Annotated in this window: 12 protein-coding genes; 5 read left to right on the forward strand and 7 right to left on the reverse strand. The window is 43.6% G+C overall.

Annotated features, from left to right (window positions below; translation table 11 throughout):
• Nucleotides 1–63: 63 nt before the first annotated feature.
• Complete coding sequence (locus tag EL628_RS23700) at nt 64–3,372, reverse strand: AfsR/SARP family transcriptional regulator (protein ID WP_126582488.1); 3,309 nt, start codon at nt 3,370–3,372, stop codon at nt 64–66.
• A gap of 240 nt (nt 3,373–3,612) precedes the next feature.
• Between EL628_RS23700 and EL628_RS31080 the strand changes: the two genes are divergently transcribed.
• Nucleotides 3,613–3,777 carry an IS66 family transposase gene (locus EL628_RS31080; RefSeq protein WP_126582489.1) on the forward strand — a complete coding sequence of 55 codons (165 nt, stop codon included), beginning with the start codon at nt 3,613–3,615 and terminating at the stop codon, nt 3,775–3,777.
• 595 nt (nt 3,778–4,372) lie between these two features.
• The gene (locus EL628_RS23710) at nt 4,373–4,996 is read left to right on the forward strand and encodes a P-loop NTPase family protein (RefSeq protein WP_126582490.1); all 624 of its coding nucleotides are present in this window, start codon (nt 4,373–4,375) and stop codon (nt 4,994–4,996) included.
• A 38-nt stretch (nt 4,997–5,034) separates the two neighbouring features.
• On the opposite strand, the gene EL628_RS23715 is transcribed toward EL628_RS23710, so the two are convergent.
• Both EL628_RS23715 and EL628_RS23720 read right to left on the reverse strand, forming a co-directional pair.
• The gene (locus EL628_RS23715) at nt 5,035–6,186 is read right to left on the reverse strand and encodes a methyltransferase domain-containing protein (protein WP_126582491.1); all 1,152 of its coding nucleotides are present in this window, start codon (nt 6,184–6,186) and stop codon (nt 5,035–5,037) included.
• Between the two features lie 291 nt (nt 6,187–6,477).
• A complete protein-coding gene (locus tag EL628_RS23720; protein ID WP_126582492.1) occupies nt 6,478–7,113 on the reverse strand; it encodes an HAD family hydrolase in 636 nt (211 codons plus the stop codon).
• A 464-nt stretch (nt 7,114–7,577) separates the two neighbouring features.
• On the opposite strand from EL628_RS23720, the gene EL628_RS31085 reads away from it, so the two are divergent.
• Entirely contained in the window at nt 7,578–7,724 is a 147-nt protein-coding gene (locus EL628_RS31085) for an acyl carrier protein (RefSeq protein WP_371859704.1), read from the forward strand.
• A gap of 199 nt (nt 7,725–7,923) precedes the next feature.
• Complete coding sequence (locus EL628_RS23730) at nt 7,924–9,534, forward strand: hypothetical protein (protein WP_126582493.1); 1,611 nt, start codon at nt 7,924–7,926, stop codon at nt 9,532–9,534.
• Here EL628_RS23730 and EL628_RS23735 read toward each other — a convergent pair.
• Both EL628_RS23735 and EL628_RS23740 read right to left on the reverse strand, forming a co-directional pair.
• Nucleotides 9,531–9,710 carry a hypothetical protein gene (locus EL628_RS23735; protein ID WP_126582494.1) on the reverse strand — a complete coding sequence of 60 codons (180 nt, stop codon included), beginning with the start codon at nt 9,708–9,710 and terminating at the stop codon, nt 9,531–9,533. The genes EL628_RS23730 and EL628_RS23735 overlap by 4 nt on opposite strands.
• Entirely contained in the window at nt 9,707–10,441 is a 735-nt protein-coding gene (locus tag EL628_RS23740; protein ID WP_126582495.1) for a carbohydrate ABC transporter permease, read from the reverse strand. Before EL628_RS23740 ends, EL628_RS23735 begins: the two co-directional genes overlap by 4 nt.
• Nucleotides 10,442–10,726: 285 nt before the next feature.
• Here EL628_RS23740 and EL628_RS23745 point away from each other — a divergent pair, with 285 nt between their 5' ends.
• Nucleotides 10,727–11,248 carry a DinB family protein gene (locus EL628_RS23745; protein WP_126582496.1) on the forward strand — a complete coding sequence of 174 codons (522 nt, stop codon included), beginning with the start codon at nt 10,727–10,729 and terminating at the stop codon, nt 11,246–11,248.
• 148 nt (nt 11,249–11,396) lie between these two features.
• Here EL628_RS23745 and EL628_RS23750 read toward each other — a convergent pair whose 3' ends face one another.
• Nucleotides 11,397–13,277, reverse strand: coding sequence for a DEAD/DEAH box helicase (locus tag EL628_RS23750; RefSeq protein ID WP_126582497.1), 1,881 nt, complete (start codon nt 13,275–13,277; stop codon nt 11,397–11,399).
• A gap of 715 nt (nt 13,278–13,992) precedes the next feature.
• The gene (locus EL628_RS23755; RefSeq protein ID WP_126582498.1) at nt 13,993–14,760 is read right to left on the reverse strand and encodes a hypothetical protein; all 768 of its coding nucleotides are present in this window, start codon (nt 14,758–14,760) and stop codon (nt 13,993–13,995) included.
• Nucleotides 14,761–14,872 lie beyond the last annotated feature (112 nt).

Here is a 14,872-nt window from a genome sequence, read left to right on the forward strand (position 1 = left end):
AATTAGCACGTGTTCTGTCTGTTACTCCGGAGAAGGCTAGAGATAAGAAAACAAAGCTGTTTTTTAATACACCTCCTCCGTTTGTATTAAGCGGCGATACAACTTCTGGAGTGTGGGGCCAGGAGTAATCGAGAGCTCTCTTTGAAGAACTTCGGTGCAATGCTGGTATTGGCGAATAGCCAGCTCGCGTTTACCCAGACGCTGATAACAACGCATAAGACCGTAATGAGCTTCTTCGGAGCAGTCATCGATATTCAGCAACTGTTGCCAGTGATGTAAGCTTTCATCGAAATTTTCATCTCTCCAGGTAATAAAAGCAATCTCTTTTCTGGCATTAACGTAGATACGGCGTAATTCGTCGCGCCTCACATGACACCAGTTATTATAGAAAGGCAGAAGGTAATCTCCTTTATAGCAACTAAGCATCTGAGTAATATAGTTATACGCAGTTTGATCATCATCTTCGGCAAGTGCCTGTTGAGCCTGTGTATAATACTGTCTAAAGACAGCAACATCATACCAAAAGGCGTTACCGTATACGGCATCCAGTCTCAGTTGGTAAGCATTTCCGATGTACACAAGACATTCCTGACCAATGATTTTACGTAAATGATATACCGTAGAACGGAACGTTTGCTGAATGGTATCGTCTTCATCAGGCCAGAGTGTGGCGATGATATGTTCTTTGCTAATGGCCCGGTCATGATCTAGCAGAAAGAAGTACAGTTCCTGTGAGCGTGCCATCCGCCAATGAGTCACTGGTGAGCCATCAATCAGAACGGCGGGCTCACCAAATGTGTGTATCTGTAAAGTGGGAGCATGGACACTGATGCAGGCTTGTTGGTAAGTAGGCTGGACTTCACCTGGGGCATGGATATGTGGGCCTTCCTCCAACTGGCTTTCAGCAAGGATAGTCGTGGTAGGTTCATAATGCAGTGCCTGTCGTACGAGCGGGAAACGCTGCACCTCAATTTTGACAATATGCTCTAAATCACCTTGCTGAGCCCGTTTGGAGACTGTCTGCATTGTTTGATATGCTTGCTGATATAGACCTAGTGCGACCTGACAACAAGCTAGACGAATAAAAGCTGACAGAGAATGGGCACGGTTATTATGCTGTATAACTATTGATTCAAGGTTGCTGAAGCAGCTGTGTGCATCTTCATACTGCTGCTGGAGCAACAAGATAGTCCCTCGTGTCAGTTCGCGATAGAATGTTTCATAGCTGCTAGAGGTTGTTTTTATCTGAACGCGTTCGATCAAAAGAAGAGCAGTATGTGTATCTCCCATAAATGAGTAGCTCATTGCTAACGAACAAAGCAAATGATTCTCGAGATAGCTATCTTCAATTTGTTGCGCAAGGATCAGGGCCTCCTCGCTCAGAGCAAGAGCTTTTTCAAAGGCTCCCTGAAGTTGATAGGCCTCACTCAGACTTAATTTCGCATATGCTTCACCACTGGGGAATTGTTCTTTTTGCGCGCTTGCGATAATATCGAGAAGCATTGCTATAGCATTTTCAATGTCTCCTCTATTTCGTTTGGCAATAGTAATCCAGATCAGATTATTAATGCGGCCACGAGTATCGCCAAGCTTATCATATAAAGTAATGGCGCGGGAGCGATGGTGGTCGGCAAGAGCCAAAGTACCGATTACCGTATAGGCATTAGCCAGGCCGCTGTGAAGATGGGCTAATTGGATGGTTACTTGTTGAGAGCCCTTTAATTGAAGCGCTTGCTGCATCTGAGCAATACCAGTAAGGTAATCGCCTTGTAAACAGGAGCAAATTCCCATCCTTTGATAGGCCTGGGCATATAAATCTTTTTCATTCTCAGGCAACAGCTGAATGGCTTGCATGCATAGTTCCTGCGCTTTGGAGTAAGCACCATCCCGGAAAAGAAGGGTGCTTTGAGCTATAAAGACCTCAGCCAGTAGCACGGTTGTAGAAAGGGTACTCCCCTCTACTTCCTTATCTTTCAACAAGGTACAGGCTCGATCAAGGAGTGGGCGCGCTTTTAAATAGTCGTAGTTGAGAAAGTAGATTTTTGCCTGTAACAGTAATAATACTGGAGAGCGCTCAAGCATTGGAAGAGCAAACATATGCAGCCATCGTATCACTGTCTCTACATAGCCCTGAGCCAGGGCTTGCTGAGCGGCAATTTGCACGATTTGGGCTGCGTTTTCGTCGTCCTCTGCTCCCAGGGCATGATGAATGGCCTCTTCGTAATTTTGTTGAGCGAAAAAAAAGTGTGCAGCACGTTGATGCAGGTGTTTTTTACGATCTGGCTGTTGCTGTGCTAACTCTGCATAGAAAAGTTCACGCAGAACAGGATGGCAGATAAAAAACTGTTGCCCCTCCTTTTCGCTGCGAACAACAAACAGCCCTTGTTGTTCTACATACATCAGCATTTTTGCTGAGCTTGTTGAGTCAAGAAGATAGTCGCAGATGTCAGATGTCATCTCTTGCAACAGAGATGTATCTTTTAAAAACGCATAAGCTTCGAGGTCCTGTTTAAAAACCTCATTTGCGAGATAGGCAAAGAGTGTCTGTCGATCCATGCTGATGGCTGGCGAGCCCCAGGTTGAGATAAAAGACTGAGACGAAAGAAATTGAATATTGCCAAGCCGAGTACCCAGTAAAATACCAGCGATCCATCCGTTAAAAGGCGCTATGAGTTGTTTCAGCTCTTTCTCTGCCAGCGTCTCGCTGTTTTGCAGTTGTGATAGAGCCAGAATTTCTTCGGTGCTAAAACGAAGGCTATTACTGCCGAGTCCAAATACCTGTCCTGTTACAACCAGTTTTGTGAGATCGAGAGCTGGAAAAGCTCGCGTTTCGATGATCATGGTACAGTGCTTAGGGAGATTAAGAAGCAAGTGATTCATAAATAAACGAATTTTTTCATTCTCGTTTACTATGTGATAATTGCAGAGAAAGAGTAGAAAGTGGTTTGGTATATCATTTTCAATAGCGTTTAGAATTGCATCAGTTAATGCGGTAAGGTGGTCGAAATAGTGCGTGTCATTGATGAGCGCAAAACGTGCTTGTTCTAACTGGCTGTCCAGTGCAGGTCCAAATTGAGGATAACATTGGCGAATACAGGTAATAAAAAGTTCCACGAAGACCCATATATCATTGTCTGATTCACTAAGAAAGTACCAACCGCATTGTAATTGTAGGTGATTGGCAAAATCAGCTAATAATGTAGTTTTACCATAACCGGCAGGGGCACAGAGAAGTATGAGCTTATAATTTGTCTGCGCAGAAGAAGATGTTGGAACGACATTTTGCAAAGCCTGAATAATTGACGAGCGATGAAGCAATTTTGGAGTAAGCGGTGGCGGTGCTAGTTTTCGTTGTGTATATGATGTGAGCATGTTTTAGCTTCCTTGACGATTTAACTAAATATTCCGCAACTACTCAGAATTTGCGCACGAAGAACACTTCTGGACCTGGACTGATGAGCTCAAAGACCTGTTGTTTCAGATGAAAGAAGCCGTTGAGCAGGCCAAAAGCTAGGAGCAGTCGTCTCTTTCTCCCCCTCATCTTTGCGAGTTGGAAGCCCACTATCAAGCATAGCTGCGATAGGGAGAGGTATTCAACTGATCGACCTCTCGATGTCCACAGGCACTAAACGAGGACCCAAGAAACGGGGTGTCATCCGGTGCCTGCTGGATCGTCTGCGTTCGCACCAGGATGAGGTCCTGACCTTTTTTCATGATGGTACGGTTCTCTTTGACCACAATAAAGCAGAACGGGATATCCGCATGATGAAGGTTTAGCAAGAAGTCTCGGGCTGTTTGCTGTATTCGTAGATACCTTTCAACTATGCGGCAAACAAGGGCATACCCTTTGAGGTGATTCTTGTCGGTCATGCTCTTTCCCCGCATTCGGGCCCCTACCTGGGTAGTTACAATATTCCAGCATTATGCAGAATCTCGTACATAGAATCGCACTATTTTGTATAATGTCGAATTTTTCTATAAGTTCCGTCCAGGCAGAACTTATACTTAATTATAAGCAACATATGGTGTGAATGTCAAGATATTTTGATGTATTACTTTCAGCAGGCGTAATGTTTTTGATCAGCAACTTATTACGACTATACTACTTTTCATGATTTTTTGAACAGCTCTATTATAAGATTGACTTTTCAACAAGAATTTTATATGATTGCTATTGTAGTGCAATTTTATTGTAATGGGCACTATACGTTTCATTGAATGATTTAAAAAATTGCAAAAAAAGATGAGGAGTGTATAAGCAGAAAAACTGTTAGTATATGGTTTAACTATTTTGTGAGTGGTTGTGCTCTTCCATTTGTGTATGTTGAATTTTTCAGATATTTGTGGATTTTTTTTGTAAAAAAGGCGTAGCATGAAAATCACTATTCTTGGTGGCTCTGGTAGTGGAAAAACAACATTAGCAACAGAAATCTCTGTTCTACTCAATATACCTCATTACGATCTTGATCAGTTTGGCTTGAAGCATGTTGCTAATTTCCCGGCTTATATCGAGGACACTTTTGCTCTTTGTCTTAAGCCAGACTGGGTTGCGGAAGGCTGTTTTTTGCTCTGGACCGATCCTTTACTCTATGATTCCGATTATATCATTTTGTTGGAGATTCCCTGGTGGATAGCATCCTACCGTATTCTCTGGCGCCATTTTTCTAAAACGCTTCGCCGCTGCAATCCTTATCCCACTAGCAAGCTCTATAGATTTATGAATGATTGTCGCAGGCACTACCTCAACCGTGCAAGAGAGGTAGAACAAATACAAATGCGCATGTATCTTGAAACCTATCCCGAGGTTATTCCTCCTTTTACTCCCAATCGTCTGCTAGAACATTGGGAAGAATACAAAGAGATTTGTTACCCACCAACTGCTACATTTTTACGTCAATATCTTATAAGATACAGAGAAAAACTACTAATTGCTCGTAATGAATATGAAATTAGGAAAATTATTAATGTTATCGAAAAATTGCATAAAAAAAGTTAAAAATATTTCATACTGAAATATGTGTTTACAGATTGAAGTTATTTCCTTTCTAAGCTATAAATACGTGGATGTAAACCTCCCTGATAAACTTTTAAGCATTCAACAAGCGTCCAACTATCGACAAAAGAAGGTAATATATTTTCAAATAATTGCACGTTATGCGTTATCAAAACAAAGCGAGCTTTATAGGTTGCAATTCTAGCGACTTCGCGCAGCATATTAGGATATAAAGTACTGTTTTCTTCAATGCTGCCGACTAATTGTCCCCATGGCAGGTCAGCGCAAATCACATCAAATGAGTTCTCTTCAAAAGGGAGCTGACACACATCAAATCTCATCAAGGTTATTTCGTGTTCGAAACCACTTGCTGAGATGTTTCTTTTTGCATTCAAAAGAGTATCTTTGTTGATATCTCCACCAACGATTGTTTGTACTTTCCCTCGTTGTAATCTTTCAATGAGAAGAGTGCCAGAACCGCACATAATGTTAAGGAAGCGATCATTAGCGTTTGGCTTTGTCATTTCTAACATAGCAGAGGCAATAGTTGCGTTAAGTGCTCCTTTCATATTGAATACCCGCCAACCTCTTGTCGCAAGTGGCCGTGGAGAAATACGCGTAAATACTTCCCAACTATCCTTATAAAGGATAGAAGGTCGAATGCGTAAAAAGAGATCTCCGTTGTTGGGATCGTAAGGGAGATGGATATCATCCTCAATGGCATCTTTTATTCGTGAAAATACAGAAGAATCCTTTCCGGGTGCGCTAATGCGAAAACTATCAAATGTTCCTTTCGGATACAAATTTAAAACCTCATAAATAGCATCTATCATTTTTTCTCTATTTTGCTGTCCTAGCAAAGCCTTTGGTCGCGGAATATGAAATTTGTTTAGCAAATATATAGCTACAATAGTTTTTACACTTAGCAAATCTTTTAAAGAACCTTTATATTCAAAATAGAGCATTTCAGCATCATTTGAAGGAATGATGCTGATCCTATTTTTAAATTTTCTATATAGTTCGTCTATTGCTATGTCTTTTAGACCCACCAATATATCCGCACATAATGTATAAGTTTTTTTTTCAAGATGATTAGAACGACCTCCATTGATTTTTTTGCTATTCGGATCTTTTAACACATTTATGGATTTTTGTCTTTTCATTTCACCCAAGTAAAAATTATTTTTTTGCACAACAATATCCTTTACATGTTGTAGAAAAAACTGAGTAATGCAAGCTTCTTTCAGTACCGAAGTTACCCGCACTAGTGAGAAAATCTAAAACCTCAAAATACGATATCTCATATTGTACCGTATTGTCAATGTTTTCCATGACTAGTCCCACTAGCTGATTAAATTGCTTGATAAAATACACCAGGCAGTTGCTTGAAATTCACCCTTTATTCGAATATCTATCAGTCTTGGCAAAAGAGGGCGCTGATGTCGTTTCCATCTTATTCCAAGCCCACGCTTTTTGGTTCTTTCCTATCTATATGATAGGTTTAATTCTTGAAATAAGGTTTTAGGATCAGTGAATACAAAGGTTGGCGACAATTGCACAAGAATTTCGCGATTACCTTCACCCCATAAAGCTGCCCCACTCTTCATGCCAGCAGCATGAGCTGCTTCAATATCGGTTAACTGATCACCAATATAAACACAATCATTGACATGAATGTCTAAATGTTGCGCTGCATGTAAAAGAGGGAGGGGGTGAGGTTTATGCTCTTGACAATCTTCTGCTGAAATTATTGTTTGGAAGTAGGATTTAAGATCAGTATTAGCGAGTACTTTTTCAGCGAAAATTCTTAATTGTGAAGTAACTATTCCCATCTTCAGTCCTGCTGAAGACAACTCCTGTAGCATGTCGTGAATCTGATCGTAAGGCCTAATCTTTTCGAGGTGTTGCTCATAATAGTAAAAAATTGTCGTTAGTATCTCTGTCTCCTGGCCCGGAAAATTTGTAAGAAAAACAGAAATCGGTTTTCCTGCAATGTGCTGTATTTCTAGTGGAGACAAATCACGTTGTACAACTTGCCTAACGCCATAGTTATAAGATTCTTTTGCCAACCATTCGCTATTAATCAAAGTGCCATCTAAATCGAACAAAATAGCTTTCATGTATTCTTTCTCCTTACCATATTGTTTAATACAAGCATCACTTGCAGCAAAATTACATATGAAAGTAGATGATATGGTGATTGATATCGCTGCGTCTTTCCTCTGCTGAGATAATCATAGGAGGATTGGATAATGACCCAACTTCAGATGACCTATATAATGTAGCAGAAGAGATTATTCTTTGTCTAGATATATAGGAACGATAGGATACGGCTCGGATTTTTACAGTGATATAGGTAGAAGAAAGAAAAGAGGTAACCTGCAACTGACCTTGACCCGGTTTCACTAAACCGGGCCAATGACACAGTGAGGTATTTTTATTGTGGTGAAGAAAAGTGTTAACTCCATTGAAGAATGGAGTTAACTAGGTGTGAACCTCGTGACTACATGTCAGACGTTATGCTTTTTTTATCGAAAGCAAGAGACCCCAAACACACTCAGCGAAGAGTATAAAGCACTTAGAAATTTGGAGGGATTATGGTGTTGAAGGAGATTTCGGTCCTGATACCACTCTCGTTGCGTTAAGTTTCGATTCTTTAAGTCCTCTGGAACTAGTAGTAACACTTAAAGATCACTTTCAGATGGCATTTAATGATGAAGATCTGACGTAGCTTCAATATGGAGCAAAATGTACGATCGCAAATGGCATCTGTTGGTTGATACCCTTAGCTTGCGGCCAGGATTTATTTAGATCTTCTTATTGCTGGACTACTTTCCGCTCTCATTCTGGCATACTCTTATACAATAAGGTAACAGCTGCTAAAGCGCCCTGTTTTTACAATAGTAAGATTCTTTTTTTAAAAGAACGAAATGAAACAAGAACATATGAAGGAAGGTGCCATTATGCATATTGATTTGAGAATATCAAATGCTCCCCAAATGATGTGTTTTGAAAAAGCTATTGCAACAGTAGCAACTTCTTTAGACCGAAGGTATGAAATGGCTTTTTCGAAGACATTATTTTTAAGTTTCCAGATAAAAGATTACACTATGAATAGTACAGCTGATATGTTTTCTATTGGTGATTGGGAAATAATTCAGTTATTAAGTACTTTCCACAGTTTGAATTTTGTGAATAAAAGCACAATTGATATTGATGAGATAGAAAAGCTTTTAAGTGCTAATATTCCATCTGTGGTACAATTTAATAATGAACTTTTAAAAGGGACGAATGATGCCGAAAAAAATTCTACCATTGGGCCTTATTTAGTTGTATCAGGTAAAGATGATAAGAATATTTACTATCACGATGTACATAGAGGATTAAATAATCATATTTGTTTTGAAGATTTTTTTAACGGAGCAACTTTCTTCCATATTCCTGAATTATCTCATACTATAAATACACAACTGGATTGCTTAAACTTTTTAAGTGAATATTTGCATAGCATAAAACAGGCAAATTCTGAAGGAATGGATATATACGACCAGATTAAAAACTTTGCAAACTTTATTGAAAATGTTTTTGATCCAATGCAAGAATTTGGGGCGGAAAATTCATATAATGACTTTTTGTGGGTATTGATTTCAATAAGTAGAGGAAGAGGGTTATTTGCTCTCACTCTCAAATACTTAAGCGAAATTTGTAATATTCCTGAATTTTTATCTCTATCTTGTACGATGCAACAAATTTCATCAAATTGGGTCTCTATTAGAGGCCTGATACACACTTTTTCATGTTCTCATAATTTTAATCAATATAATAGAAAGCGAATTTCAAGAATGATAAAACAGTGTGCAGAGAATGAAAAGCTTCTCATTAATAAATTTTTAGAAGTGGCAACGGGTATAAAAAATGGTATAATTAATAATGCGGAAAATATTTTTTATGAATCTCGTCAAATTGTGCCAAATACTTTTAATTACGTTAAAAAAATAAATATAAATAATTATTGTAATGAAAAGGGATTTGGGTCTCTTCATTCGATAAAACCAATCGGAATGTCAGGAATGGGTGAATTTTTTCTAATTGATAAGAATGCAGAAAAAATGGAATGGATTGTTGATAATATGGTATTTGATGTATGTAACATTGTTGGAGAGCAATATGATAATATTTCATGTAATAGACAGGTAATATCGATAGATAATGGTGATTATTCCACATTAATGCTTCTTGGTTGTTCCTTATTAGGTGATCTCTCTGATGTTTTAAACGTAGAGTACATAGACGGATATATCGAGGAAGTAAGATTTGGTCTAACACAACTAAATCAAAGGATACCTGTTTTTGGTGAAAGAATTGCATGGGAGGGAAAAAGAGCCTCTCTTCCAAGCTGGTCTGATGCTATTACCTCTACAGATGAACCATCGTGTTTATTTGCCAAAGAACTATTATTAAAGCATAAAAGCAAAATAAAAAGTATTATTTTACCTAATTGTCCTGAAATACATATATTTGCTCTTTCATTGGGTCGTTAGAGGACAACTATGCACACAACTTCTGAAATCTTGTCACCACAGCGGTCCAGGCCGTATTTGCAGCCCTTTTTATAATGGAGAATGAGCAGTGGCAGGATAGAACCACGAAAGCGCCGCCATCGCCGTTGATGTAAGAGTGTGTTCGTCGGTGCCACCCGACCAGATGTAATGTTCATGCAATCACCTCTCTTCGTCGCAGTAAGACCAGCGCGATCACTGAGATCACCAGGATCAGTAAGAACGAGAAGAGCCCGGTCGCCGAGGCATAGCCGAAATTGAAGAGGGTAAAGGCCTGCTGATACACGTCGATCAAGATCGTTTGTGTGGCATAGGCCGGTCCTCCATTGGTCATAATAAAGATGATATCGAAGACTTTGAGAGAGCCAATGATGCCCAGGACCAGGTTGATGGTAAAGGCTGGAGCGATCAGGGGCAGCAAGATCTGACGTACGCGTTGCAGATAGGAGGCACCGTCTACCCGTGCCGACTCTAACAATTCCGGAGGAACCGATTGAATCCCCGCCACATACACGACCATGCTGAAGGCCACCGATTGCCAGAGAGCTGCCACAATAATACTACCCAAAGCGGTATGGGGATCACCTAACCAATCGTGCGTCCATGCCTGCAAGTGTACGGCTGTGAGCATGGTATTGAGCAAACCACCATTGGGCGCGTAGATGTAATCCCACACATAGCCAACCGTGATCCCGCTGATCAGACCAGGGATCAGAAAAATGGTGCGCAACACCCCCACGCCAGGCAAGCTTCCAACGGTGTCCAGGCAGAGCGCCAACAACAGAGCCAGACCATTTTGCAAAAGCACCGCGACCACGGCATAGATACAGGTTGTGCGCAGTGACGCCCAGAACTGGGTATCGTGCCACAGTTGCTGAAAGTTGGCCATCCCCACAAACGCCGGTGAGGGATCGAGCGCATTCCAATTGGTCAGGCTGTAGTAAAAGCCGCTGATGGACGAGAGCAGTCAGGGTCTTATGTTGCCTTACGATGGGCTCTGCCCGCAACTTTTTTTCGTGATCTGGTGCACATATCTCAACAATGCCATTCCAACCACATTTCCGCTTTTGAAGCCTTAAGAAAGAAGAGCTATTAAGGCCCTGGAACACGAGTTCTCAGCAGAGCTCCACTCGGTATGTAACCGTAGTGCTTCAAAAGTAAGGAGTAAGGACTAATGCCGGAACAGACATATCCACTGATCACGTTCTACAAAGGCTGGGAGAATTACCAGCGACGACTGGTTGAAATGATTGCGCCGCTTTCATCCGAACAATTGGCATTGCCTGCCTCATCACATACATGGACGCTTGGAATGCTGGCTCAGCATATCATAGCCAACCGGGTCTGGTGGTATCAGGTATGGATGGGCGAGGGAGATCCTTCTCTTGCCCATATTGCGCACTGGGACCCTGCAGATATCGCGTGGCAGCCTGTAGTTGACACGGCCACCCTGGTTTCCGGGCTTGAGTCCACCTGGGAGATGGTTGCCAGTGCCCTCGCTCGCTGGACTGCTGCTGACCTTGAGCATGTCTTCCAGCCTCCATCGGCATTGAGAGAAGACGAGCGAGAAAAATTTCCTCCATTCTCACGGCGGTGGATCATCTGGCACGTTCTCGAACACGAGATTCACCATGGGGGTGAGCTTTCCTTAGTGCTTGGTGGGCATGGTCTCCTGGGGATCTATGGCGACATGTAATGACAAGATCCGGAACACGTTGAATGAGTTGGTTTGCATAATGTTTCCCGGGGTAGAGCGCACTCTGGCAAATACCCTGTCCAAACCCTCTTAAACACAGAGCACCCGTCTCAACCTGTGAGGCGGGTGTTCTGTGTTTAAGAGAGTGTTAGCGGGTGGATGCTGATGTTCTGCGTCCACGACCGGCGGGAGCTGTTTTGAATTTTGGTTTGCCTGGACGCTGTGAACCTGATGCTGCAAACGAACTGGATCGAGGCTTGCTTGCAGAACCTTTGCTGAAGCTAGAGGATCGAGCGCCCTCAAATGGACGATCAAAGCCTTCAGATTTTCGAACACTAACAGGTTCCTGGCTATCCTCTTTCACACGTTTGCGGGTGCTAGAGACCTTAGGCGCATCATCTGACTTGGGCCAGGTGAATGAGCCATGAGCACCTTCCGGTGAGAAAGAGCGGCGAGAGCGAACTGGTCGACCCTCACGACCCTCACTAAAGTGTTCGCGCCCAAACTCTTGCCCAAAGGATTTGTGGCCTCGAGGTGCATGTTGTTCGTGGTATTGATCACGTTTCTCTTCGCGGCGGAAATACCGATTCTCTGAAACGGGGCGCTGCTCGCGCTCAGCTTCCTGAGCAAAAGGCTTGCGATCGCGTACAGGAGGCTGTTCACGTTCGAATTCAGGAACAAAAGGTTTACGTGTACGTGTTGTTTCCTGTCCACTGAACTGATCGCGCTCAAAATCCGGAGTAAAAGAGCGGCGACCGAAGGTAGGGCGCTTATCTGCATATTGATCGCGCTCACGATTGCTGGCAAAAGGCCTGCGATCACGGGCTGGGCGACGATCGCTAAAGCGCTCGCGTTCAGGCTCTTGCACCACCTCAGGCTCTGGTCGGAGGACTGGTTTTGCCGTCATATTACTCTCATCGAGCGTCAATTGATGCAAGGTCACCGTCTGCTCCAGGCTACGGGCCATGCGGCGCCATTTTGCAAGCTCAGAAGGAACAAGCAGCGTAATCGCTTTACCCTGGCGGCCCATACGACCAGTACGGCCAATCCGATGCGTAAAGAGCTCACTGGACTCAGGAAGCTCGTAATTGATCACCTGATGAATACCCTGGATATCAAGCCCACGGGCAGCCACATTTGTTGCCAGCAGCGTCTGAACTTTGCCACGGCGGAAAGCCATCAGCACATCCTCACGAGCGCGCTGACTCTTATCACCATGGAAAGTTCCCACAGTAAAGCCCAGCTCACTCAACTCCTCGCCAAGTTTCTCCACCCCTAACTTTGTTTTTCCAAAGATCAGAGTGCTTTCACCTTCCGCAGAGTTCAATAAATTGCACAGAGCAACCATCTTTTTGCCACGAGGGACTTGATAGGTAATCTGCTCAATAGTGCTCTCGGCTCCGGTAGCAGGCGTAATCTCAACCTTCACAGGATCTTTCAGGAACTTCTCCTGGAGCTTGGCAATCCATTCAGGCATAGTAGCTGAAAAGAGCGCCATCTGGCGATTCTCGGGAGTGGTCGTAAGAATCTCTTCGATCTCGGGTGCGAAACCGATATCCAGCATCTGATCGGCCTCATCAAGGACACAGATGCGCAAATTTTTCAAGACCAACGTTCCGCGTTCGATATGATCCTTAATACGGCCAGGCGTCCCGATAACAATCTGAGCGCCATAGCGGAGAGCGGAGATCTGGCTATTATAGGGTCGGCCACCAACCAGTAAAGCTGTCGTCAGGCGACGGCGACTGGCAAAAGTGCTTAAAACATTGTTCACCTGAACCGCAAGTTCACGGGTAGGGACAATCACAAGCGCCTGCACTTCGCGCTTCTCGCGGGTGAGACGCTCCACAATAGGAATGCTATAAGCGAGCGTCTTGCCGGAACCGGTAGCAGACTGTCCAAGGACATCGCGGCCCTCAAGGAGGGCTGGAATAGCTTGAGCCTGAATGGGTGTGGGCTCGGAGATCTGCATTGTCTCTAGTACTGAGCGTGTTGCGGGCTGCAAAGAAAAATCGTTAAAAGATGGCATGAACAAACAAAACCTTTCGGCCAAGGCGCCTCAAAGGGCGCGATACAGTTTTACTGAAGGCACAGTGCCAGCAGAGAGTGTACTAGGAGCAGGTCGTAGGATATAGGAGCGCTAGCTGATATCAGATACGAACGTGCATGCAAGAAGCGAAAATTCTACAGAGGATTGCCTAAAGGTCTTTCTTTAGCATCTTGACTGGGGAAAGGGACTTGCTCGCCGCCTGCTTCCTAACTCGTGCGGCTGAATAATCCGTCTTCAAGCAGGGGAGAAAATGCCGCTGTTTTTCTCTATGTTATATGACCCTGTTTCTCTCGCGGGAGGACCCATGTGATAGGTACGGATTGCGCCGGTAACGTTTGCCTCATAAATGATAGGTGATAGTGTACTGTCTGAGTTAAGGGCTTGAGTATTTAATGAACACCACCCAGAAGTGCTAGTGCAAAGAGCTGGCACACACCCTTTGATTGGATCTGGTCCCTGCACCTATCAGAGCTCGATGATCTTGTTTATCAGATAGCCATCGAGAGTGGACAAGCAAGCTTGTGCGTCAACACAAGTTCACAGTTTCTAGCCGTGAAGATCTTGAAGCCATGCAAACATCATAACTTGTAGTAGTGTACAACCTCTAGCACGAATAGTCAAGCCTCTCAGGCCCTTTGTTTTGAGAAGGTAGCCAGATGTGAGGTTATTGGTCTGAATGTCATTCGTATCTTCCTCACGAGCCAGTCTGTTCATGCGCATGGACAATATGACGAGCTATTCCCTGGAATGCATCGGCTATATCTTCGTGGTGGAGGTGAGCCATGAGAAGTCTTCCGCTTTCAAACGCCTCCGCACAGAGAGGATTAAAGTCAATCGACGAGCATAAACAGGACAACGCCTCCAACAATGGCTCCCCTGGCTGAAAGTCGACATGATTTGCAACAATCTCCTGGGGAAAGAGCATCTTGAAGCGTGTGAGGTTGGCTTGAGCTAAAAGTTCACTCCGAGGAGTAACCTGGATGCCGCGAACCGTTCCCCCCTTTCTTGCCAGCAGGCCAGGGCCATCCAATCGATAGGCCATATCCAGCGCTAGCAGTGCCGCAGTCACTCCTTGCAGATCGTTCGTTATGCGTTGCTCGATTGCACGACTGTATTTCTTGGGGTCGTCCCATGACAGCAATAATCTCGTTTTGTAAAACTGGAGGCTCGCCAGCCTCATCCGGACCTTACCCGTTGCGAGAGGCGCATCGGGGTCCCAGGGGGCTTGTCGCATTCTCAGGAGATTTATATGTAGAACCAATGTGTTTAGGAACACGAAACCAGTGAGAAACAGGGGCTTTCGGAGTTGGTTGAAACTAAAGAGCACCGCAACAACAGAGATCCAGAAAGAGCTGAAGATACCAAAGTCGTGCCCTCCTTTGATATCCAGGATAATCATGAAGAGAGAGATACTCAGCAGGAGTATTGAAAAGGCGATGACCAGACGAAATCTTTTTCCCACAACTGTCTTCTTCCTTGTTGGCAGGCTTATAGGCTTGTAGGAAATGGCTCAGTCGAGCCGATGTGCCGCTTCAGGCTTGTTTCTTCTTGCTAAAGAGCAGAATGCCTCATGT

The sequence above is a fragment of the Tengunoibacter tsumagoiensis genome (assembly GCF_003967535.1).
Classification (GTDB): domain Bacteria; phylum Chloroflexota; class Ktedonobacteria; order Ktedonobacterales; family Ktedonobacteraceae; genus Tengunoibacter; species Tengunoibacter tsumagoiensis.

Bases quoted from the DNA above. Each gene is read 5' to 3' on its own strand.
- EL628_RS23700 (WP_126582488.1), bottom strand. From the start codon at position 3,372: ATGCTCACATCATATACACAACGAAAACTAGCACCGCCACCGCTTACT.
- EL628_RS31080 (WP_126582489.1), top strand. From the start codon at position 3,613: ATGTCCACAGGCACTAAACGAGGACCCAAGAAACGGGGTGTCATCCGG.
- EL628_RS23710 (WP_126582490.1), top strand. From the start codon at position 4,373: ATGAAAATCACTATTCTTGGTGGCTCTGGTAGTGGAAAAACAACATTA.
- EL628_RS23720 (WP_126582492.1), bottom strand. From the start codon at position 7,113: ATGAAAGCTATTTTGTTCGATTTAGATGGCACTTTGATTAATAGCGAA.
- EL628_RS23730 (WP_126582493.1), top strand. From the start codon at position 7,924: ATGAAACAAGAACATATGAAGGAAGGTGCCATTATGCATATTGATTTG.
- EL628_RS23735 (WP_126582494.1), bottom strand. From the start codon at position 9,710: ATGAACATTACATCTGGTCGGGTGGCACCGACGAACACACTCTTACAT.
- EL628_RS23740 (WP_126582495.1), bottom strand. From the start codon at position 10,441: ATGGCCAACTTTCAGCAACTGTGGCACGATACCCAGTTCTGGGCGTCA.
- EL628_RS23745 (WP_126582496.1), top strand. From the start codon at position 10,727: ATGCCGGAACAGACATATCCACTGATCACGTTCTACAAAGGCTGGGAG.
- EL628_RS23750 (WP_126582497.1), bottom strand. From the start codon at position 13,277: ATGCCATCTTTTAACGATTTTTCTTTGCAGCCCGCAACACGCTCAGTA.